Below are 23,293 nucleotides of genomic sequence, written 5' to 3'. Positions count from 1 at the left end.
ACGTAACGAACGCCTTCACCATCGCAGCTATTCACACTCTTGGATTCAGGCGATATGAATGTGCGATCGGTTTCGTCGCGAGGCACCTTGGTGGCCGCGGCGTTGGGTTTTGTCGTCGTGCTGCTCGATGTGAGCGTCGTGAACGTAGCGCTCGATGCGCTGCTGCGGCGCTTCGGTATCGATGTGGCCGACCTGCAATGGGTGATCAACGGCTATACGCTCGTATTCGCGGCGCTATTGTTGACGAGCGGCGCGTTGGGGGACCGCTTCGGCCCGCGCAAGGTATTTCTTTGCGGATTGGCCTTGTTCACTGTGGCGTCCGTTGGTTGTGGCGTGGCTCAGCACTTCGCCGTACTGGTGGGTGCACGGTTGGTGCAAGGCTTGGGTGCGGCGCTCTTGGTGCCCAATTCACTGACAATGTTGCAGCGCGCCTTTCCCAATCCCGAGCAACGCAGCCGCGCCGTGGGCTGGTGGGGAGCCATCGGTGGCATGGCGTTTGCGGCGGGCCCGGTTGTAGGCGGTGCGCTGGTGACGCACTTCGGGTGGCGCAGCATCTTTCTGATCAATTTGCCGATCGGCCTCGTTTGCTTGTGTCTGACGTTGCGCTACGTCCAAGCGGACGGTATCGGGCATCGACGCAGCCTCGATTGGCCGGGGCAGCTCTCCGCGATGCTTTCCCTTGCCGCGCTAACCGCCACGCTCGCCGAAGTGGGTCGGCTGGGGTGGGATAGTCCATGGGTTATCGCGGGCTGGGCGTTGACGGTGATCTTCGTCGCCGCGTTCGTTTCGATCGAGAGGCGCGCAAGCTCGCCGATGTTGCCCCTCGGCATGTTTAGCGCGCCGCCGTTTGCGATTGCTTCGATATGCGGCGTTATCGTGAATTTTGCGTATTACGGATTGGTGTTCGTCTTTAGCTTGTACTTCCAGATCGAACAGCATTTCTCGCCGCAGCAAACCGGCTTCGCCTTCTTGCCAATGACGGTCGTGCTCGCACTCGTCAACGTATTGGCCGGCCGTTTAGTTTCGCGATTGGGCGCGCGTCGGCTCATGGTGGTCGGGCTTGTCGCCGCGGCGCTGGGCTATCTGCTGCTCATGCCGGTGCAGGTGCACGGCGCCTACGGATGGCTTGTCATACCGATGTTGCTGGCGGCGAGCGGTATCGCGCTGATCGTGCCGACTCTGGTCAACGTTACCTTGTCATCCGTGGATGCATCGCGTGCGGGCATCGCCTCCGGCGTGCTTAACGCGGCGCGTCAAGTCGGCGGTTTGCTCGGGGTGGCCGTATTCGGCTATTTCGTGCGCGATACCGGCAGCCGGGCGTTCATGTTCGGAATGCACGTTTCCATCGGTTTGGCCGTCGCGATGCTGTTGATGGGGGCAATGCTCTGCGGCTTGCGGCTCGATTCACAGCGTCGAGCGCGCGACGCCGCACGAGAAGAGCCAAGCGTCGCCGGTTAAGCGAAGCGTTGGGGATGCTTGTCAGGCGTGCGGTGGTGTCTATGACGTGCTTCCCGTCGCTTCGAGCGGCCCGATTGCACTATTTCGACTTGCGATACCCGGTAATAGATTGGGTTCAGTTGTCCGCACGTACCGCGGGCGTTTCACGGTACGTACCAACCTAACCGAGGTGAATACTATGATCGCGTTGCCCCAGACAGAATATGCCAACGAGCTTTATTCACTGTATATGACCGCTTATAAGCCGGCCCCGAGCGGTCCTGGAAACTTCATGTCGTTGGTGTTGCAGACGATTGCCGATCTGAGGCATAAATATCCGGCGACCAATATGCCGACGGGCGACGATATCGCATCCACTAGCGTCACCAGTGCCGCCAATACGACCGCTGCGAACCTGCAAACATTCTTGACCGGGTGCGGCACGCCGTCGACGAACATTGTCTTGCTCGGCGAGACACATGGAAATGCCGCGGATACGGCTCGCGCCAATGCGGCCCTCGCGGCGATCTCCGCGCCTGTGCCGACCTTGAGCGTGAATTTGGTCGTTTTCGAGCGGGGCATGGCGGGTACCTATGCCACACCGACAGCCGCCGGCGTCAACGTAGCACGAGAAGAGAACCTCACTCAGCCGAATGCGAACGCAAATTTTTGGCAAGGACTCTCGGTCGCGCAAAGATCGATAGCCGTGGCGGGATATTTGGCAGCGTGCGTCTCCACAGGTGCGCAAAACACGAAGAACAACATCCTATTGTTCTTCGGCGCGAACCATGACGACATTCTCCCGGCGTTCGAGCGAGCCGTCGGGCAAAGCGGCTCGTACTATGTGTTGAAGCAGGCTCGGCACTATAACTTCGTGCGATCGAACGGGTGATTTGCGATCGTTCGTTTGGCTCGTTCGTCTAGCCCGTAGTTTTTCCGGGGCGAAGTTGGGCTTTCAAGTAGCGCACGAAGGCCTCCAACTTCGCCGAGGGGGTACGGTCGCGCGGGTATAACGCGTTTAAATCCTGCGGTGGGCCGATCCATTCGGGCAATACCTTGGTCAGCCGTCGTGCGCCGAGTTCGGGCGCCATGCTGGCGTCCATCGCCAACGTGATGCCTTTGCCCGCGCGTACGGCGTCGAGCAGCAGCGCGGGGTCGCTCGCGACGATGACGGGATCCACGGGATACAGGCGCGGTTTGCGTCCGGCTATGCGCAGCGGCCACGCGTAGCCGTTGTCGATGCGCGCTTGATGGAGCGTGAGGGTGGCATAGTGTCTTAAATCGCTTGGCGTTTGCGGGGCGCCGCTTTGCTCGATGTACGCGGCACTCGCGTAAAGCGACGTCGAAAAGCTGCCCAGGCGTCGCGCCACTAAGCTCGAATCGGGAAGCGATCCGAGACGTAGCGCGACGTCGATCTCGGCCTCGTACAGATCGAGCGGCACATGCGTGGCGAGGATATCGAGGCGAACATCCGGGTACTGTGAGCAGAAGCCCGCGATCAACGGGGAGATCCACGTCGCGCCGAATGAAAACGGCAGCGTCACGCGCAGCCAACCGCCAGGCGTTCCGCGAATGCGATGCACGGCGTCTTCGGCTTCCTCTAGCTGCTTTGCGATACCACCGCAGCGCTCTACGTAAGCCGCGCCCGCTTCGGTCAGACGTAACTTGCGAGTCGTGCGGTGCAAAAGCCGCGCGCCGAGGTGGGTTTCCAGTTCCCTCACGCGCCGGCTCACGGTGGTTTTCGGTATCCGCAGGGCCGCCGCGGCGGCAGTGAAGCTGCCGTCGTGCACGACGCGAAGAAAGACGAGCGTGTCGTTGAGGTCTCTGGTCATCGATGCGCGAGTTCGATTTGCGTTGCGGCGATCTGGAAGATAACAGAGGTATTGTGCCATCGGCGACACAATCCATACCGGCGCAAAGGACTAATCGAGGCACGATATCGCGGTTATCTTCACCTTCAATTCAACGGAGGTGGGCATGCGCTTGAGCGAATACACGCAGTACGACGCGATCGGGCTGGCAGGGCTGGTTGCGGCGAAGGAAGTCACGTCCGACGAACTCGCGAACGCGGCGCGATCCGCGATCGACGCGGTGAATCCAAGGATCAACGCGGTGATCGAGGACTGGCCCGCGGCCGAGAGCGGCATGCGCGCGCAGGACGATGCAGGGCCGCTCGCAGGCGTCCCGTTTCTCATCAAGGATCTTGCGGTATCGATGCAAGGCAAGCGGCTCGAACTCGGCAGCCGGCTTGCCCGCGGCGTCGTTGCCCCCGCCGATTCATGGCTCATGTCGCGCTTTCGCGCAGCGGGGTTGGTCACGATCGGACGGACGACCACGCCGGAATTGGCCTTCAGTACGACCACCGAGTCGGTGCTCCAGGGCGCGACACGCAATCCATGGCATCCCGAATCGAGCGCGGGCGGCTCGAGCGGCGGATCGGCCGCCGCCGTAGCCGCCGGCATTGTGCCGCTCGCACATGCCACCGACGCGGCGGGTTCGATCCGTATCCCCGCTGCCTGTAGCGGCCTATTCGGTTTGAAGCCGACGCGCGGTCGTGTCTCGAACGGCCCGGCGCTCGACGAGGTCTTCGCAGGCTTCGGTGTGCAATTGGGTGTGAGCCGGAGCGTCAGGGATAGCGCCGCGCTGCTCGACGCGGTTCAAGGAGCGGCGAGCGGCGAGCCGTACGTTACGGCTGCGCCCGAGCGAACGTTCCTTTCGGAGGTGGGCCGCGATCCCGGCAAGCTCAGAATCGGGGTGATGACGAATCCTTGGAACGGGGATCGCACCGATCCCGCCATCGCTGCGGCCATGCGCTCGACGGTCGCGCTGTTGGAAGCGCTAGGCCACGAGGTGGCGGATGCTAGGCTGGATATCGGCATTTCATGGGATGCGTTCGTGCAAATGAACGCGACGATCTGGAGCGCGACGTTGGTCGGCTGGATCGAAGGGCTTGCGGCTGCTACGGGCCGGCCGATCGACACGACGACGCTCGAGCCTGCCACTTTGGCATGCTTTCGTTATGGCTTGGAGCAGAAAGCCTGCGCATTCGCAGACGCATTGGCAATGCGTAACACGGTCACGCGATCGATCGGCGCTTGGTTCGAACGATACGATGTACTGCTTACGCCGACGCTCGCGCAAATGGCGCCTCGGATCGGGACGTATAACGCGGGTGCCGAGCGCATGAACGGGCTGGAATGGACCGAGCATGTGTTTCGCCAGGCGCCGTTCACGCCGCCGATGAATGTAGCGGGCGTGCCGGCGATGTCGGTGCCGTTGGAAGTACACCCGGAGTCGGGGCTGCCGGTCGGGATCCAGTTCGCGACAGGCTTCGCGAAAGAGCATGTGCTGCTGCGACTCGCCGGGCAGCTCGAATCCGCGCGGCCTTGGGCGAATCGGCGGCCGCCGATTTGGGCGGGAAGTGGGCTCGCTTGATGTGAGTCCGTAGCGCTAGATCAGTGGCTTGCACATATGCTCTTCGTCGTAGTACCGCTCGCCGACGCGCATCGCGCGCGGCTCTACGCCGAACGTCCGAAAGCCTTGCGACTCATAGAGACGCTTCGCCGCCAGGTTTTCGGCGTTCACGCAGAGCATGAGTTGAACGACTCGCCAGTTTTCCGCCGCGTGATGCGATGCGGCGGACAGGAGCGCCCGTGCGACGCCTTGCCCTCGATAAGCAGGGGCGACGAACACGCCCCAGATCGTAGCCTTGTGCCCGACCTGAGCGAGCGGCTCTCGGCGAACGCCTGTTATACCGATCAGTGCGTCACCGTCGAACGCACCGAATACCGCTTGAGTCAGCGTGCCCGCTATGCGCTGCCGTACTTGCTCGATCGGCTTTGCCATTTCCTCGTCCCGACTCGGCCAGATCGATGTGGGCGAGGTCTCGACGGCGAGAAGGCGCAGCGATTTGAAGCGTTCGGCATCGTCGGGACCTAGCTGGCGGACGGTGGTCATGATTTCGTAGCACTGTGCGGTAAGGTTTCGCTACCTTAACGGAGATCGCGAACCGCACGCAAGGTCTTGCCCCGGGAGCCCTTAGAAGAGGGCCAACGACTAGATGGTCTCTATCTCGCGCACGGTGAGGGGACTTTGCAACACATAATGCGCGATATCGTCTTTGCGCATGAACGCCACGTCGGGGTGGCTCTTCGCATACCGCAGGAATTGATCCCAAGCACGGACCATTTGCGGCGATCCGCTAATTCGATCATGGGCACTGATCGACATCATGCGCCGTCGAGAGCCCGCCTCTTCATAAAGCTGATCGAAATCGAATTTGATTTGCTCGAGGAATTTCGCCGGGGAGTAGTTGCGGCCCTCCACGAGCAAAATGTCGTTGTTGCGCAGCGTGTACGGCACCACGACGAAATCCTTGCCGTTGACCTTTTCGATGAACGGCTCGTCGCGGCTCAGATCGTCGATATGGTAGACGTAGCCCAGCTCCTGCAAAAGCGCGAGCGTGTTCGGTCCGCGTCGCAGCCAATTGCAGTTGTAGCCGATCGGGCGCTGGCCCGTGACCTCTTCCACCATCGAGCGCGCTTGAATCAAAAACTCGCGCTCCTGCGCGGGCGTCATCGCATACTGCGAACTCCAGCGCGGCCCATGCCCTGTGGCTTCGTGACCGCGTGCGACGATTTCGCGTGCGAGTTCCGGGTGACGCTTGGCGGCCTCGCCGATCATGTGACACGAAACCTTCACGCCGTGACGATCCCATAGATCGAGCATCCGCGGAATGCCTTCGCGGTAGCCGTAGGCGAACCATGTCTGCCCAGCTAGGTCGGCCGGTACGCTCGGCGGGAAGTCGACCTTCGGAAAGGGGTTATCGGCCCCCTTGGCCGGTTGACCGCCTGCCTCGAATTGCATGGAGATCGAGATGACGAGTCGCGCGCCGTTGGGCCAAAACTCTCCCTGCTTCGGGGTTGCGGCTACGCCGGCGATCGGTGCGCTCCCTTGCGCGGCGGCTTGACCGGCCATGACGGCGCCAAGCGCGAGCGCACCCGCGCCTAGGCCCGCTTGGGCCATGAACGAGCGTCGGCTGGGCGTGCTCGGCGTCTGTTCATTCGATAGGTCTTGTGAGGGGCTATCTTTCATTGGCATATCGGTGTTCCTCTTCGAAACGCGTGATGGGTTGAGCGCCCATTCTCAGACTGATAGGACGGTTCGAGAATTGGGCTCGTGATGAACAGACTTTCAAGCCGAACAGGAAAGCGGCGAGTGCGCGATCAGCCATGCGTGGCGCGCACAGTCGGGCGGCGAGAACGGATACGCCATGCAAGCGTTAGCAGTGCCGCCGCGACAGCGCTCACCGCCAGCAGTGCGGTGGCCGCGGTGGCATCGTGAAAACGGTCTTTCAACCAGCCGAAGGCAAACGGCCCAAAAAAGCCCGATAGGTTGCCGATGCTGTTGATGGCGGCGATGCCCGCTGCGGCGGCCGTACCGGTCAAGCGCATGGTGGGCAGATTCCAAAACAGCGGTAGCGCGGTTAGCGTGCCGGCACAGCCGATCGAGGCGCCGACGAGTACGGAAAACACGTTCTGCTTGCCGAAGGCCATCAGTGCAAATCCGATCGCCGCTATCGCTGCGCCGCCTACGACGTGCGCGAGCCAACTCCGATTGCGATCGGCGCGGCGCGCACAGACGTTCATGACGAAGATTGCGGCCAGGTATGGGATCGAACTTTGCACGCCGACCATCGCGAGGTTGGCGGAGCCGGCGGCGCGAACGAGCGTGGGCAACCAAAAGCCAAGGCCGTAAAGACCGGCGAGCAGTAAGAAATAGATCGACGAAAGCAGCGATAGATCGACGAGCGAGGGCTTCGCGCCGGTTTGCGCGGCGGCGATCGCCGGATTCTCGTCGACAAGCGCACGGCGTACGGCTTGTGCCTCGGTAGGCGAGAGCCAACGCGCGTCGTTCGGCGTGTCGGGCAGCAGGGAGCGGATTGTCATGCCCACGGCAATCGTCGGCAGCCCGCCCACGATGAAGTTCCAGCGCCATCCCGCGAGAGCCGCGAAGCCGTCGAGATTCGCCATGATCCACCCTGAGAGCAGATTGCCGAAAATGCCGGCGGCCGCCGTCGCGCTCATGAACAGGGTGGTCATGCGGCCGCGCCGATGTGCCGGAAACCAGTACGTTAGGTAAAGCACGATGCCGGGAAAGAACCCGGCCTCGGCCATACCGAGCAAGAAGCGTTGGAGGTAGAACGTGGCGGGCGTATGCACGAGCGCGGCCGCCGTGGATGCGATGCCCCAGGTGACCATGATTCGCGCAATCCACCGGCGCGCCCCGAACCGATGCAGCATGAGATTGCTCGGGACTTCGAAGAGGAAATAGCCGACAAAGAAAATCCCGGCCCCGAAACCGTATACGGCTTCGCTAAAGCCTAGCTGTGCCGCCATTTGAAGTTTGGCGGTGCCGACGTTGACGCGGTCCAAATACGCCAGTACCTGTGCCACGAGCAGCAGCGGCATCAAGCGCCAGACGATGCGCCGATACAGCGCATCGCCCACTTCGGCGGTGTGTGGCTCCGCCTGCGCCGGAAAGCGCGCCGTGGAGTCCTTCATTGCATCGATCGTGTTCACAGTCGTCTCCTGTCTTTTTCTGTCGATTGAGCGGCGGTCTCGCCGTTGGGTGTCCGCCGCTTCAAGCAACGCCTGCCGTGGACATACTGTGGCTTCCCGAGATGGACTTGATGTAGGGATCCCTACTGGCGTCCACGACGAATACGCAGCATTGCCACCAACGATCGCCCGCGGCAGGTGCGATCGCGCGTTCGATCACGTCGTGTACGACCTCGCCCATCGAACGTTGGATCTGCGGAGATCTCGCCTTGGAGAGGATGAGCCGCACGACGATGAACTCCCCGCTCGGATCGCCGCCGGCAAGAAAGTCGTCGGCGGCATAGAGCCGGCTTTTGAGTTCATCGAGCACGGCGTGACCCGTGGCCGCGAGATGCTCGTGAACCGTGCGCGCTAACGTCGGAAAATCGATCGCTTTTCGTAGGGCAGGCGTGGCTTCGTAAATGAGGTGCGGCATCGGACAAGCTCGGGACGTGGAACGTTGCCGAAGAATAGAGAGGGAACGTCGTCGTGTATATTTATCTTTCTCGACGCGATAAATAAGGATTGCTTATGAATACGGCGGCGATCGATCTGCGCCTCATGCGCAGCTTTCTCGCGGTCGCGCGAGCCGGTAGCGTCACGCGTGCCGCTGCCGAACTGCATCTCACGCAGCCTGCGCTGTCACAACATCTGCGCGAATTGACGGCGCTCATGGGTGTGGCGTTAATCGATCGCGTCGGCCGAGGCATCGCGCTGACTCATGCCGGAGAGCGACTCTTCGCACGGCTCGATCCGCTGCTGGCTCAAATCGATCTTGTGTTGACCGATGCGGTGGATGAATCGCGGACGGTGCACGGGTCGCTGCGTATCGGTGCGATCGAAACTTATGCGCGTGCGCTAGTCGTTCCGGCCATTGCGTCGGTGTTGACTCGGCATCCGCAATTGCGTGTGTCGGTGCGGGAGTTGCCCGCTGCCGTCATCGATCGGGCGCTGTCGGACAACGAACTCGATATCGGCGTTGCGTTTTCGCATTTGTCGAGCGCCGACATCGATCAGCGCACGCTTTTTGAGGAAACGCTGGGTCTAGCTTGGCTCGCATCGTCGGCGGGGCGCAAGCGGCCGGTATCGCTTCAGACCGTGGCTCGACGCCCCCTGGCATTGCTCAACGGGGATTTCGCCATGCGTCGGCAAATCGATACCGTGTTCGCGAAGGCGAACATCGCGCTCGACGTGCGAGTGGAGACCGCCAACGTCGATTCGCTGATGCGGCTGGCGGAGAACGGCCAGCATGCGACGATCGCAAGCCGTCTCGCATTGCCGCGCGGCACGCCGCTCGCCTGGGCACCGATCGCAGACGAAGGATTGACACGCATCGGCGCGCTGCGCTGGCGCAAGGGAAAAACGTTCTCTCCCGCCGTGGAGCAGTTTGCACAAGCGTTAGCCGAGCAGATCGCGGCAAAGTGAGATTCGAAGCGTAGGGCCGCAGCCTTAAGGCTCGAATGGCCTATTCGTCACTCGATCAAACTCACTTGAAGCGCGCGTTGATCGACGCGCCCATGATCGTCGATGGCTCGCACGTTGTAGTTGCCGGCCGTGCCCGGTTGCCAATACAACGCGCTGCCTGGCGCACTGCGGCCGATGTATTCGTCGTTGACGAACCAGTAAAGCGTATGCGTGTCCGCATCGGCCGTTGCGCTCAACGCGATGCGCTGCTTATCCGGCTGCGTGAGGCGCATCGTGTAGATGCTGCCTAACACGGGCGATGTAATTTGCGGCGGCGTGCCTTCAGGCGTGCCCGCATTGAAGCATGCCGGATTGGTCGGCGGTTTGCGGCGCGCGATACCTGCTTGAGCAAACACCTGTTGCAAATCCGACGACCAAAATTCGTACACCTCCTCATGCGTGCGTTTGCCGGAATACGGCGGACACGCGGGCAGACCGGTTGCATCGTCGATCACCAAAGGACGATGGACGTTGCTGACGCGAATCGGCGACTTGCCCGGGATGAACCAGGTCCAACCGCGCTGCGGGCACCATTGATTCGGCAGATCGCCGCTCGCGAGGCAGATTTGAACGCGTTTCAGGTTCGCGGGTCTCGGCCGTTGCGGCTCGGCCAATTGCGGAAACTCGGCTTGCAGCCCATCGACGATTTGAAAGAACAGCGGCGCGCCGGCGTCGACGCCGACGAAGGCCGGATTGCCGGTGCCGTCGAAGTTGCCGACCCACACGACGAGCACGTAGGGACCGAATGCGCCGGCCGTCCACGCGTCGCGATATGCCCAAGACGTGCCGGTCTTCCAATAGACGGGCAGGCTCGACGGCTGCGCGCCGGAGGTCTCGTCGGGCCGCAGGTGCTGGCGCAGGATGTCCATCGCCATGAAGCTTGCCTCGTCGCTGAGCAGACGGATTCCTTTCGGGCGCGGATCGCTCGCGCGCAACCGCAACGGTTTGAGCTCGCCGCGATTGGCGAGCATCGCGTAGAGCGACGCCAGCTCCTGCATCGATACCTCGCCCCCGCCCAGCACGAGCGCAAGCCCATAGTGCTGTTCGCTCGCCATGTGGCCGATACCGGCTTCTTGCAGGAATTGATAGAGATTGGGCGAGTGCAACTGCGAGGCGACCCACACGGCGGGGACGTTGCGGCTGCGGTTCAATGCCTCGGTTGCCGTGATCGGCCCGAGAAAATGACCGTCGAAGTTTTCGGGGGCGTACGGGCCGAACGACGTGGGAACATCTCGCAAGACGGTTTGCGGATGCAATACGCCCTGATCGAAGCCCAACGCGTAGATGAACGGCTTAAGCGTCGAGCCCGGCGAGCGCCGCGCAAGCGTTCCGTTCACCTGGCCTTGAATCGTGCGGTCGAAGTAATCCGCTGAGCCTACGAGCGCCTTGATGCCCATGTCGCGCGTATCGACGAGGATGGCGGACGCATTGCGTATGCCGATATTCTCGTTGCGTGCCACATAGCGCGCGACTTCCCGCTCGAGGATATGTTGGAGCGCGAGATCGAGCGTGGTCCGCACGCGCGACGCTGAATCGGTGCTGTCCATCTTGCGCGCCGTCAGCACTTGGTCGACCGCATGCGGCGCCTCGAACGGTAGCCGCGATAACGGCCGAATGCGCAAAGGCAGCGCAAAGAGCGGCCCCAACGCGGCATCGCTGGGGTGGTGCTCCAGCCATCGCGTATAGAGGCGATTGCGCGCTACCGTCAGAGCGTGATTGATGACGGTGTCGGCTTGCGAGACACCTGCGGCTCGTGCGTTTTGCAGGCGATGCGTGGGATCTTGCGGGATGACGGCCAGCGTTAGCGCTTCGGGCAAACTGAGGTCGTTCACCGCGCGGTTGAAGTAGGCAATACTCGCCGCACCGGCGCCTTCGACGTTGCGGCCGTAGGGCGCGTCGTTCAAATAGGCTTCGAGAATCTGCTCCTTCGAATAGAGCAGTTCGAGTTCGAGCGCGCGCCCGACTTGTTTGAGCTTGCCCCATGGCGAACGCGTGTTCATTTGCCACAGCGAGCGCGCGAGCTGCATCGTGATCGTCGACCCGCCCTGCCGGTTGCCATGGCGGACGTAAGTCACCCAAGCGCCGCGTGCGAGCCCATAGGGGCTGAAGCCCGGATGCCAGCGAAACCACCGATCCTCGTGCAAGAGCACCGCTTCGACGAGTTGCGGCGACATCTCCTTGAGCGGTACCCACAGACGGAAGCGATCGTCGCTCGCGAGGGTAAGCCGCAGCAGCCGCCCTCGATCGTCATAGACGGCCGTGGACGACGGCTTCCAGTCGCGCAGCGGGGGATGCGGCCACAACCGGCAGGCGAGCAGCGCGGCTGCGATCAGCAGTAGGCCGACGAGCCAGTTTTGCAGACGCACAAGCCAGCGGCCGCACGTCTGCACGATGGAACGAAAAGGAGACACGATAAGGCGTTCGACTGAATTCGGGAGCGGCGCTCATTGGGCGCGCGACACGTCGACAAGGATAGGCTTGCGACGTGTCGCGGCGCGCTTACCTCGGGCGTTCCACCGTAAGCGTGGCGCCGCCTTGCGAGCGGGCTTGGACGCGTCGATCGTACATCGACTCGCCGAACGCCGGCGGGACGACGTACTTGCCGGCATTGCCGGCTCGAATACGATAGACGAACTCTTTGACGTCGGAGGTCGCGGTGCCGTAAATCACGACGCGATCTTCGCGAATATCCGCGTACTCGGGGCGCCACGTCGACGTCGCTAAGCCTATCGGCGACCGCCAAGGTGCGCTCTGGGCGTTGCCGCCGTTATCGCCGTCTTGGTTCGATGCGTCGCCGGATTGGCCGGGCTCCGCGTCCTGCCCACCTTGGCCGTCTTGTCCGTTGCCGCCGTCATCGGGCGGGTTCGCGGCCGGCGGCGGTTCGATGACCGGATCGAAGCCGCCCGGCAGCAAATCGACGATGGCGACATTGCCGACGTCATGGTCGCTCGTCGCGCGAATCTTGACGTGAACCTGGATTTCCTCGCCGACGGTGATTTTGTCGAGGGGTTTGCCGTTGGCGTCCGTGTACTCGCGCACGATCTCGAGCCCATTGGCGATCGCCTTGTCGGGGACGCCGCGATCGTAGCCCGACTGACTCGTCACGCGCCAGGCCGGCAAGGCGCTGCCGTTGGCGAAGCGCAGCTTCGTCGCGGCCGTGCTCCAACTGCCCGATTGCAGCAGACCGGCCTGCAACGACGAGATGGTCTTGGCGCTGCCGTCCGCGTGCACTTCGTTGATCGCCAGCTTGTCGATCCCGCTTGCGTTCAGATTGGCGTATGCATCGAGCGCGAGTACCGTCATCGCCGAGGACAGCGTATTGAACTCGTTGCGCGCAAGCGGCATGGCGATGTTCTCCATCACTTGCGGCGAGAGTGCCTTGGCGCGATCGGGGAAATGCTTGGCCAATAAGTAAAGGACGCTGGCATCGCGCGTCAGCGGATCGGTGTAATAGCCGTAGGCGAAGTTCTTATCGTCCAGCTTGGCTTCGAGCGCGCGTTGCGGTCCGGCAATCAGGGCCTTGGCCTGCTTGTCCTGCATCAAGAGCTCATAGGCCGCCGCGAGCCAAGCGGCCGCGAGATCGTTCTTCCAGTCGTTCGGGAAAGCCTCCTGGAGCCGCTTTTGCACGGCGGCGAGATCGTTCGTCGTGACATTGCCCTGCCGCGTCAGCAGGTAGACCGCGTAGGCCCGCTGACGCAGCAGGTCGAGGGTATCCAAGCTGTCGTCGCTCGCGAGATGGTGCAGATACTGATTGCCCGCGTCGAGCATGTCTTTGGGAACGGCCACGCCCCGGTCGCGTGCTTCCAACAGGAAATGCATGGCATAGGCGGAGACGAACGGATCGGCGTCCGGCGTCGCGGTCCAAACGCCGAAGCCGCCCTCGCTGTTCTGGCGAGAGCGCAGCGCATCGAGCATCTGCGCGAGCGCTTGGTCGTTCGTCTGGCGCACGCCCCCGTTGGTCGGTTGAAGCGCTCGCGCGAGTGCCGGGACGGTGGGCCATTTCGTCGCGATCAAACGGGGCATGGCCTCGCTGACGAGCTGTTCGCTACAGTAATTCTGCGTGTTGACGAGCCACGAGGCGAGTCCTTGCGATAGCACCACCGGAAGGGTCGAGAAGCTGGCGTCGCGTGATGCGTAGGCGTCGTACATCGTGCGCAAACCCGCGAAGTCGACACTGCTGTTCGGGCCGACGCGCGCAATATCGACCTGCGTGCGATACGCCGCAGCGGGGCGCACGGACACGTCGACGCTTTGCGCCGCGGACTTGCCGCCGTAGCGCGCGCTGAAGGTCAGATTGCCCGAGCCGAGCGTGCCGGTGGCCTTGACGTGGAATAGCGCCACGCCTTCGTGCATCGATGCCAAGTTCAACGGTTGCGAGGCGTTGCCGATGATCTGCAACTGCGGGCCGGTCGTCAAAGCCACGGTGACGGGGACCGGTTTATCGCCTTGCCCCGTCAGATTGTTGGCCACGCCCACGCTGACTTCGGCTTCGTCGCCGGGTGCGAGGGTGGTCGGTACGTTCGGCGATAGCACGAAGTCGCCGCGAACCGTGGTGTTCGAGGTGACCGTGCCCACCTGATCCGGCGAGACCGCGACGGCCATCACTCGAAGCTTGCCGTTGAAGTAGTCCGGCACCGTGTAGCTCACGTCCTTCTCGCCGTTGACGTCGACGATGCCCGACCAATACACCACGGGTTTGTCGCGTTTGCGTTTGAACGGATTGAGCTGGCTGCCGATCGCGTCGTCGGCGTCGCCGCCGGGGGCCGCCATCTGCATGAGCTTCTCGAACTCGGGCAGGATGAGATCGAGAATCTGCGACGTACCCACCTCGAGCATCCGTTTGCGGAAGAAGAATTGCAGCGGATCGCCGAGCTTGTAGCGTCCCACTTGCAAGATGCCTTCGTCGACCGCGAAGACCACCGCCTTCGTCGGATGCGCCGCGTGTAGCTTGAACGTGGCGGTTTGGCCGGGCTTCACGAGCGCGGGGGTATCGAGCGTCAGCGCATTGCGCCGCGCGTCCATGCTGGCCGAGAACGGCACGACGCCGTAGCTCAGCGGGCTCATGAAGATTTCGTCGGACGACGGGTCGCGAATATATTGCACGTTGATATAGCCGTTACCCTCGAAACCGGGCGGCACCATGATGTGCTGCACCGAGCTCGTGGTATCGGAATGGAACCAAGCGTGCGCGTAGACCTTGTCGCGTTCGATCGTAATCAACCCGCTACCGGCGTACGGCGCGCGAATCGCAATTTCCACTTGCTCGCCGGGCGCGTAGTCGTGCTTGCTGAGATTGATTTGCAATTCGGCATTGCGATCGAGCGAGCGCGAGACGTTCGCATCGCCCGCCACCGAGTATTCGACGCGGTTCACTTCCGTACGATCGGCACGGCGGATGACCAGCGCGTAATTGCCGGGCTTATCGGTCGCAAGCGTATAGGCGAGTCCCGTCGCGGGGATCGTCAGCGCAGTCTCGCTGATCGGGATTTCCTTCAGGCGTGAGTCGTACTTGTAGACCCCCGAGTCTTGTTTCGTCAGCACGGAGACGTAGCGGCGTTCGACGAGCTGCGCCGTCAAACCCTTCAACTCCATCGCCTTGGCCTGCGGGTCGATCGCGACGAAGCGGACCGCGCGCGGGCTGCCGCGCGTCACGTAGCTCAGATCGTCGACCGATTTGTAGCCGACGAGCCAGTCGTCATTGGAAACGAGCGTTTGGGCGCTCGCCGCGACGCTGCGCCCGCCTTCGGCTTCATGCGCTTTTGCGAGGAAATACAACTGGTAGGTCGCATCGGCGTATTTCTTGAGGTCGAGATCGAACTGGGCATGCCCCTTCTCGTCGGTCTTGCCGTCTTGCAGCGCGGTCGTGTAACCCTCCTGAGCGCGGCGCACGTCGAAGAAGTGATAGTCCTGCCAGCTACGGAATTGCGGCCATACGGGGCGCAGCGTCAGAGACGCCTCGACGCGCCGGTCCGCGGCGGGCGTACCGAATAGGTTTTGCGCATCGACGATGCCCATGAGTTGATCGGGCTTGACCCATCCTTCGGCGACTTGCTGCGAGAGCTTCGCCTCGACCTTCATGCGGTCGGGCATGAACTCCTTCACTTGTACCGTCGTCGAGCCGATCGGCGCGTCGGTCTTACCGTTCTTGACGATGTAGAGATTCACTGCCCAGGTTCCCGTGGGCGCCGTTTCCGATGGTGTATAGGAGACTTCGCCGAAGCCCGAATCGCCGACCGAGACCGGCATGCGCTTGACGGTGATGCCGCGCGGATCGACTACTTCCGCTTGCAGCGGCACGCCGGACGGACTGCGCGACCAGCTTGCCGCGCGCACAATTAGGCCGATATGGAACAAATCGCCCGGGCGATAGATGCCCCGGTCGGAAAACAGATAGGCGCTGAGCTGGCCTTCGCTCGTCGGGTTGCGTTCGCCGCCTACGTCGAAGCGCGAGAAATCGAGCTGACGGTCTTGACCGCCCACGGGCAGGAACGATAGATCGTCGTTCTTCTTGACGACGTAGAGCATCGGCTTTTTCTCGTGGTCCAAGCCCTTGAACGTCGGGAAGTGCACGACGCCGTCGGCTGTCGTGTCCTGCGTGTATAGCGTCTGGCCGTTAAGCGCGAGTACCGATACCGTCGCCCCGGCGACCGGCGCCCCGGTATGGATCGATTGAACGAAGACGTCTTGGCTGCCGTCGAGGGCGCGCTTGACCAACATGCCGAGGTCCGTGACCACGATCATGCGAGTATCCGTCGGCGATGGCGTGTCGTTGCCAGCGTCGCCGTCGTTATTGGCATCGTCGCCGTTCGCGCCGTCGTCGGTGTTGCCGTTGTCGGCTTGCACCGCTTTGTCCGCCTTTTTCTTCTCGGCGACCGGGTCGTAGGCCGACAAGTGCAGCAGGAACACGCCGCGCTTGCCCTCTTTCAGATATTGGCCTAGATCGACGCCTTCGTAGTGGGCTTCGCCGGGTCCCGCCTTCGGGAACACCCGCTTTTGTTCGAAGCGCTCGACGATGTGATCTTCGCTGAAGCTATAGCCGAGATCGGGCTGCGTATAGCTGCCTTGATTGAAGCTCACCAAATGCTGGAGTTGATCCGGCAGAACGCGGCCGATTTCCAGCTTCATGCCGGGCAGATTGCGCGAGACGACCGAAATCCGCTTGCTGCCGCTCATCGAGAGCAGCGAGCCGTCGGCCATGAAGCGCAACAGCTTCGGGTAATCGGGAACGGTAAATGTTTGTACGCAAGGCTTGCCGAGCATGTAACCGCCGAACGACTTCAAACCGGAGGCGATGCGCACGTAGACGCGTTGCCCCGGGTCGGCGTGGAACTTGAAGCTTTGGAGCTCGGCGTATTCGTTCTCGGTGGGGACGAGTTCGAGGGTCAAAGGTTTCGATTGCCGCAGGACGGTTTCGCTGACGTCGGCGGTATCCCATTCATAGGGAGGATCGTCGTCGCTTTGATCGGCGCCCGGTTTGCGCTTCGGCAGTACCCAAGCCTTGATCGTGCCGCTCAAGTCGCTGCCGCGCACGGCGCCGCTCATTTCGGTGACGAGCACTTGTTCCGGCTCGTAGTGGTCGTTGTCGACGAGCGTCGGGCTCACGCTTTTCACGGCGAGACTATAGAGGCCCGGCACGCGTACGACCGAGGTCAACGGGTCTTTGGTGCCCGCGCCGCCGCGGGCGCTGCGCACGCCGCTATCGAGCGTCAGTTGGACCGCGCCGTCGTCGTGCGGCAGATCGAGCGGCTGCGAATGAACCCATGCGTTGAGCTTCGTCGCGTCGTAGACGACCGAGTACTTGAGCGGCGTATTGAACTTGCCGTCGGGGCCGGCCATGGCGAGCGCGATGCGTTTTTCGAATTGCGCGACGTCCACCGGGTAGTTGAACCGCACCGGCATGATCGTTTTCTTGGCCGTTGCAACTTGCGGATCCTGATAGAACTCGGCATCGCCCGCCTGGGCGGTGAAGGGCGCGGTGTCGAAGGCGAGATGGTCCTCGGCCATCAAGACGTGCGGGGCGAACGCTTGCTTGATATCGAAGCTCACTTCGAAGTGCGCCCCGATAGGCCAGTCGGCGGCGGGCATGAAGCGCAACGTGCGATCGTCGACCCAAGTCCATTCGCCCTTGAGCGCCGGCTTCATGACGATGCCTTTCGTCACCGTCTTGCCGACCAGCGAGATCGGTGCGCCCGAGCGCGAGAGATCGACTTCGAGCGGGTGGATGGTGATTTTAGGGGTGCCGTCCGCTTGCACATAGCTCGTGACCGGTGGGGCCTTGACCTGGAAGGTAATGCGCTCGGGCTCGGGCGGCCTCGGACGATGCACGTACCAATGCCAACCGCCCCACGCCGCTGCGACGAACGCGACCGCGGCGAGTGTGCGGATTGCAAATTGCCTTGGATTGCGCAGAGCCGCCGCTCGAGTCGCCGATGCCCACGCGGGTGCCGACCAAGAGACGTTGCCGAATAGCGTGCGCGCGACGAGCGCCAGGACGTGAAGTAGGCCGCGGACGATGCGCAGCGGCAGGAGAATCAGAAATCGCAGGAGGCCCATGCTTTCCATTTCGGAGGATAAGCATGCAAGCCGTTACCCCCGATTCTTTTAACGTTTGTTATTACCGACGAATCCGCACGCGTTCTATCGGCCGCGTACGCACTTTGTATTGCAGAGCATTGGTGGCTTTGCACCGCGCCTCTCAACGCGCGAGCAATGCCGAAATTGATGTCGAGGGATGTCGAACAACGTGGAACTGGTCGCGATCATGCCATATGCGACATGACTAAAACAAGCGCGGGGCTATGGCATTTGATTGGGGTGTCGGCGCTTGGGTTATCGGCGCTGGGTTGATAGCTTTCGATGTGGGATATCGAATCGCTTTGGGTGTTTTTGATGCCTGCGGTGCGCGGCGGAGAGGGCGAATCGGGAATGCGACAACGGGAAGCCGGACGGTCTGTCGACTATTGATCGGATGATTGGCTGACGAACGTCCAGAAAGTTGACGAAAAGTTGATGTTTCTGAAGGGGTGGGGGTGATTTCGCGGACATCGTCGAAAGATCATTGATGTATAGTTGAGCTTTGCGGCTCGGGCCGGAGGAAGAAAATGGCGACGGAACACGTGACAGGCCGGGACTATGCCGGCGACTGGGTGCTGGTAGAGGACCTACAGCATCACCTTAGTCAGTCCAGCTTCGATGTCCCTGCCTCGGTGATGGCCGAGATCGCTATGAGATTGGAGGACGCGTTGGCCGGCGCGTCGAAGGCTGATATTGCGTCGGTTTCCTCGGGTCTCGCTGCCGTAGTGAAGGAGGCGATCCGCCATGCGCCCCAAGAATCGGTCGATGCAGCCTTGGGAGAGGGGGAGCCGGATCAGTCGGTCAAGGCGGCGCATCTGCTCGGCCAACTGGGGTTTGCTCAGCTGCTTGCTGCCCAGGTGGCGTCCCGCCGAGTGGAAGACGATTTCGCCGAGCTGATCGCGGAGGGGACATGGCGCCCATACGCAAACGCGTTATACGAAACGGAGTTGCGCAACGTCGATTTGGCTGCTGCGCTGGATTTCGATGAGGCAACGGTCAGTCGCGAACTGAGGAAGTTGCGGGAAAGGGGGGTGACCGACTTTTGGCGAAGGGGACGAGAAGTGTTCAACTTCCTTACCCCGGCCGCGCATCAAGTCATGGTGCTGCTTAGCGAGCGTGAACAAGGACCCGCCGAGCGAGGCGCGAAGCATGTGCAACCGCGGGGCGAATCGGGCTTCGATCTAAGGCAATCCGCCGCTGTAAAGGCAGCCATGAATGGCACGGAGCCGTTCTTGCGCGGACAAACGACATTGGCCATCGCTCCTGAATGCGAGCTCGCGTTATGAGTCCGGCCTCCGCGCAAGACGGGCAGATCATCACGTTTTATTCGTTCAAAGGCGGCGTCGGGCGAACGATGACGCTCGCGAATGTCGCCTTCCTTTCGGCACTGAACGGTTTGCGCGTGCTCGTCATGGATTGGGATTTGGAGGCGCCGGGGCTCGCCTATTATTTCCGCTGCTTGCTCGATTCGGCGCCAGCGAGGGAATTGGCGGAACAGCCGGGCGTTCTCGATATCCTCTGGGACTGGAGCGAAGCGGCGAACAACGTTAAAAGCGACGAGGAATTCGAAGCGCTATTGACGCATTGCAAAACAGGCGAGGCATTCGAACGATGCACGTATGGCTTGTACGCCGATGACGCCAGCGGCGGCTCGCTTCATTTTATCGGTGCGGGAAGCAGGCATATCGACTCATGCGATCTGACCTACGAAGATGCGCTCGCGCAATTTGCTTGGCCCGCATTCTTCGAAGAGCGTGTCGGCGGCGTCATGCTTCAGGAGTTGAGGCGATGGGCGAAGGCGAATTATGACGTCGTATTCGTCGACAGTCGGACGGGCCTGGCCGATGTAGCCGGCGTCTGCACGATGCAGTTGCCCGATAAGGTCGGTTTGTGTTTCGTTTTGAATCGCCAGAATATCGATGGCGTCGCTCGTGTGGCCGCGGCGATTCGCAGCAAACGCGAGGAGCAGGTGGGCGTGCGCGCGATTCCGATGCGAGTTGCCGCCGGCGATTCCGGCGAGGCGAGCGATGCGCAAGCCAAGGCGATCACCGAACTCACGCGCATCGGCCGTTTCTCGCGCGATGCGGCGCGTGAAGATTTGCGGATGCTCTCCGTCTTTGCCTCCAATACGATCCCGTACTACGAGACGTTGGCGCCGATTCTTACTGACGATCCGACCAAAGACCCGTTGACGTTGAACTACGCGAGTGTTGCTTCGCATATCGTCGGCCGCGATATCAACGCTGTCCCGTTAGATCGCGAATGGGTCGAACACGCGAGAAGTCGATTGCAACCGCGACTCGCGACGATCGAATATGTGACGAAGTTGCGATCGGCCGATCCGACGAGAATGGTGGAGGAATTGCAGCGGCTGATCGAAGGCGCGCTCGATGCCGCAGTCGACGGCAAGGAGCTGAATAGCGAGTATGTGCGGGCATTGGTGGAAAGCGTCGTCGCGGCGGAGGCGATCGATCCGATGGAGACGGTGGACATCTTTCCGTTGGCCATCGAGTTGCTTCGGACGCTGATGGTTGACGATCCGAATTGGCGGCCCTCTCTGATTGCTGCGCTCGACCGCTATCTAGAAAGTTGTTTGTACATGCTCGACGACGAAGAGGGGCTGGCGCTTCTCGATGAGCTCGACGGACTTTTGGCGGTGGAGCCGACGATCGAAGCGGCGGTTAAGCGTATTGCCTGTAAGCGAATGGCGCTGTCGCTTCTTCCGGAAGCGGATGGTTACGAACGAGTGTTGCAGGCCAGTGCGGAGCTTCGCGGGATGGTCGCGAGCGTACGCCAAAAGGCTGAATCTGTGGGGCGGGAGTTAGCGGCTGACCAACTGGACGCGCTGATGTGTGCCGAGGTCGATAGCCGTCTGCAAAGTGGCAACGCGCTCATCAGACAGGACGTGTTGGGGCAGGCGCTCGAAGAGTTGAAAGTCGCGAACGTCTTGGTCGGCGCGATCGATAAAGCGAAAGCCAGTCCCACGATGCTTCGAATAGGCTCGCAACTCCACACGTATCTCGCCTCGTTTGAGGAGTCGCTGATCGACGGGGACGAAGCGGCGCGGCATGCCGTCGAGGCAATGCGGTGGACATCGAGTGCCACGTTGCGCGCAAGACGGTTCAACGGTCTCTCCGACGTCGTTCTCAAGTCACCGAACCCGTCGTTGATGCTTGATTTCTGCGAGGCCGTATTCGCGAAACAAGACCGAGGCGTCAGTGCCGCTTTGGTCAACTCGAACGGTCGGTACGTGCGCACGGCGGAGCGTTTGCTGTCGAACATCGAACAGATCGTCGACGTACTATATCGAGAGACGGGTGAGCGAGTCACAGCTGTCCTTTCTGCGCTCGGAGGCGTGTGCAAGCAGATATCGAGTCGCTTCGAACGACGCGTGGCGTCGGAACAAAGCGAGGAGACGGGCGGGTTGTACGACCGCCTAGAGAATATCCAGTTGCGTATCGATGCGAACGCAGCGCTCGAACCTTCTCGTTCCGCTCAAGATCACCGCAAGCGACCCTCGCCAAAGGCCGACACATGAGTGTCGTGCCTTTCCGGTTCACGCCACCGGGTCGCAGCCCGGCGGACATATTTCTAGAGCTTTGGCTAGAAGCGGCGGACTGGACGTCCGCTCAAAGCACCCATAGCGAGACGCCGAAACAAGCGTTTCGCGACGCTGTCGATCGCGCGCTTACGCTGCGAAATATCGCCGAAGCCAGTGCCGCCCTCGATGCACTCAGAAAATCCATCGGCCTCTCGCCGGTACAGTGGCGAGGCCGCGTATTGGCGATCATGGATCGCATCGATCGGGCATTCCTGGCGATTCACCCTCGGACGCTCAACCTTGCGCCGACAGACGCGGCGAATATCGCCGTTCAGCCCTGGCTGAAACGCCTCCAAGCATGGCGGGCGCATTCGCAGGGTTGGTACGCGGAGAACGCCGGGCATCGCTTGGTGGCACGGGGGCCTTTGACAAGACGCGAGCGCGAGCCGGCGGCGGCTAGCGCAGATAGCTTGCTCGACCGATTCGCTGCCCTGACCGTCGTGAACCGGACGTTCGCCGACTACCGTACGGGCCGAATCTCTGTAGCGCAACGTGTGTACGACACAAGCGTCGCCTACGGTGTCGACTCTGCGCCCCAATTCGGCGAGGAAAAGATCGCGTTCATCCCGGTTATGCAGACGCGCGATGAGGTCGTATTGACTTCTACGACTCGCCACGATCGGGCCTTTGTTCAATGCAGCCCGTCGCCCGAGGTTGACGCCGCGCAACGCATTCACGATGCGTTGAGTGCCGAACGGGAAATCGCTATCGCTATCGCGCCCGAATTCTCGGTTACCAGTGCGCAAGCCACGCAATTGAAGCGATTGCTTCGCACGTCCGCCCGCAAACTAGCCTCTCTCGTGGTGGCAGGCTCCGGCGAGACGGACGAACAAGAAGAAGGTTTGCCTTGGAACGAGGCGAAGGTGCTGAGTAGCACCGGCAAGACACTCTGGGCACAACGCAAGCTCTGGCCGGCGGCAGTACGCCAAAAGCGCGCCATCGAGTGGGGTCTTCCCGATCCCGCCGATGGGATGGTCTATGAAAACACCGCATCGGGGCGAGAATTGCTGGTGGTCGATATCGACGACCTCGGGCGGTGCGTGATCTTGATCTGCCAGGATCTCGTCAATCGCCCCCTTGCCCCCGAGGTCGTCCGGCAATTTCAGCCCGACTGGGTCATCTCGCCGATTCTCGACGGCGGTTTGTCGATCGGCAGATGGGCCCACGCAGCAGCCTTCGCGATGAGCTACGACTCGCGTACGCGATTCCTCATTTCATGCTGCACGGGCCTGATGGCCCCGCCTCGCATACCGTTGAAGGCTCCGCACTGCGGGCTCGTCGTCGGGCCGTGCGACGGCGATGCCGACGATGAAGGCCGCCTGGTGGCCGGCGCCGATGCGGCCGGTACGCCTCAACGCGCCGTGGTGACATGGCGCAACGGGGGACCTGAATGGACCCGAACCGCGCTGGTTGAGTGGGACATCGCCTGACGCAGGCACGCCCAGGCTGTGTGTCGCCAAAACGGTAAGACAATTAGAAAAGGCAGGCACTAGCCGCTTCGATTCACTGGAGGCCCAATGAGCCTCCACCTCCCCACCCATCAATGCTCACCTTCATCGTCAGTGTTTACACGGATGGGTGACGGCCGTGTTCTTTTCATAATATCAACATACTATTT

The 23,293-nt window shown here is 61.9% G+C and carries 14 protein-coding genes; 7 read left to right on the top strand and 7 right to left on the bottom strand.

The genetic code is table 11. The annotated features are described in order from the left end of the window. The first annotated feature begins 54 nt into the window (after positions 1-54). Positions 55-1,458: an MFS transporter gene (locus AB1286_RS31160; RefSeq protein ID WP_430367042.1), complete on the top strand. Its 1,404-nt coding sequence runs from the start codon at positions 55-57 to the stop codon at positions 1,456-1,458. Positions 1,459-1,729: 271 nt separating this feature from the next. Next, entirely contained in the window at positions 1,730-2,329 is a 600-nt protein-coding gene (locus AB1286_RS31155; RefSeq protein ID WP_430367041.1) for a hypothetical protein, read from the top strand. Positions 2,330-2,357: 28 nt separating this feature from the next. Here AB1286_RS31155 and AB1286_RS31150 read toward each other — a convergent pair whose 3' ends face one another. Then, positions 2,358-3,269 (bottom strand): LysR substrate-binding domain-containing protein, encoded by a 912-nt coding sequence (locus AB1286_RS31150; RefSeq protein WP_430367040.1) that lies wholly within the window; start codon positions 3,267-3,269, stop codon positions 2,358-2,360. A 145-nt stretch (positions 3,270-3,414) separates the two neighbouring features. On the opposite strand from AB1286_RS31150, the gene AB1286_RS31145 reads away from it, so the two are divergent. Beyond that, complete coding sequence (locus tag AB1286_RS31145; protein ID WP_430367039.1) at positions 3,415-4,872, top strand: amidase; 1,458 nt, start codon at positions 3,415-3,417, stop codon at positions 4,870-4,872. A 15-nt stretch (positions 4,873-4,887) separates the two neighbouring features. Here AB1286_RS31145 and AB1286_RS31140 read toward each other — a convergent pair whose 3' ends face one another. The 4 genes from AB1286_RS31140 to AB1286_RS31125 form a co-directional block, all read right to left on the bottom strand. Beyond that, the gene (locus AB1286_RS31140) at positions 4,888-5,394 is read right to left on the bottom strand and encodes a GNAT family N-acetyltransferase (RefSeq protein WP_430367038.1); all 507 of its coding nucleotides are present in this window, start codon (positions 5,392-5,394) and stop codon (positions 4,888-4,890) included. A 99-nt stretch (positions 5,395-5,493) separates the two neighbouring features. Further along, a complete protein-coding gene (locus AB1286_RS31135) occupies positions 5,494-6,531 on the bottom strand; it encodes a polysaccharide deacetylase family protein (protein ID WP_430367037.1) in 1,038 nt (345 codons plus the stop codon). Between the two features lie 131 nt (positions 6,532-6,662). Continuing rightward, a complete protein-coding gene (locus AB1286_RS31130; RefSeq protein ID WP_430367036.1) occupies positions 6,663-8,018 on the bottom strand; it encodes an MFS transporter in 1,356 nt (451 codons plus the stop codon). Between the two features lie 61 nt (positions 8,019-8,079). Then, positions 8,080-8,472 carry a 5-carboxymethyl-2-hydroxymuconate Delta-isomerase gene (locus AB1286_RS31125; protein WP_430367035.1) on the bottom strand — a complete coding sequence of 131 codons (393 nt, stop codon included), beginning with the start codon at positions 8,470-8,472 and terminating at the stop codon, positions 8,080-8,082. A 95-nt stretch (positions 8,473-8,567) separates the two neighbouring features. Between AB1286_RS31125 and AB1286_RS31120 the strand changes: the two genes are divergently transcribed. Beyond that, positions 8,568-9,461 carry a LysR substrate-binding domain-containing protein gene (locus AB1286_RS31120; RefSeq protein ID WP_430367034.1) on the top strand — a complete coding sequence of 298 codons (894 nt, stop codon included), beginning with the start codon at positions 8,568-8,570 and terminating at the stop codon, positions 9,459-9,461. Between the two features lie 47 nt (positions 9,462-9,508). On the opposite strand, the gene pbpC is transcribed toward AB1286_RS31120, so the two are convergent. Next, positions 9,509-11,911 (bottom strand): penicillin-binding protein 1C, encoded by a 2,403-nt coding sequence (gene pbpC, locus AB1286_RS31115; RefSeq protein WP_430367033.1) that lies wholly within the window; start codon positions 11,909-11,911, stop codon positions 9,509-9,511. 88 nt (positions 11,912-11,999) lie between these two features. After that, entirely contained in the window at positions 12,000-18,053 is a 6,054-nt protein-coding gene (locus AB1286_RS31110) for an alpha-2-macroglobulin family protein (RefSeq protein WP_430367032.1), read from the bottom strand. A 548-nt stretch (positions 18,054-18,601) separates the two neighbouring features. Here AB1286_RS31110 and AB1286_RS31105 point away from each other — a divergent pair. Genes AB1286_RS31105 through AB1286_RS31095 form a run of 3 tightly spaced genes read left to right on the top strand, consistent with a single transcriptional unit; the run spans position 18,602 to position 23,105 of the window. After that, entirely contained in the window at positions 18,602-19,360 is a 759-nt protein-coding gene (locus AB1286_RS31105) for a helix-turn-helix domain-containing protein (protein WP_430367031.1), read from the top strand. Next, complete coding sequence (locus AB1286_RS31100) at positions 19,357-21,612, top strand: KGGVGR-motif variant AAA ATPase (protein ID WP_430367030.1); 2,256 nt, start codon at positions 19,357-19,359, stop codon at positions 21,610-21,612. Before AB1286_RS31105 ends, AB1286_RS31100 begins: the two co-directional genes overlap by 4 nt. Beyond that, a complete protein-coding gene (locus AB1286_RS31095; protein ID WP_430367029.1) occupies positions 21,609-23,105 on the top strand; it encodes a hypothetical protein in 1,497 nt (498 codons plus the stop codon). Before AB1286_RS31100 ends, AB1286_RS31095 begins: the two co-directional genes overlap by 4 nt. The last annotated feature ends 188 nt before the right edge of the window (positions 23,106-23,293 follow it).

Source organism: Trinickia sp. NRRL B-1857, assembly GCF_050470685.1.
Taxonomy (GTDB): Bacteria; Pseudomonadota; Gammaproteobacteria; order Burkholderiales; family Burkholderiaceae; genus Trinickia.
The sequence above is the reverse complement of the archived record's forward strand: the minus strand, read 5'-3'. Positions and strand labels throughout refer to the sequence as shown.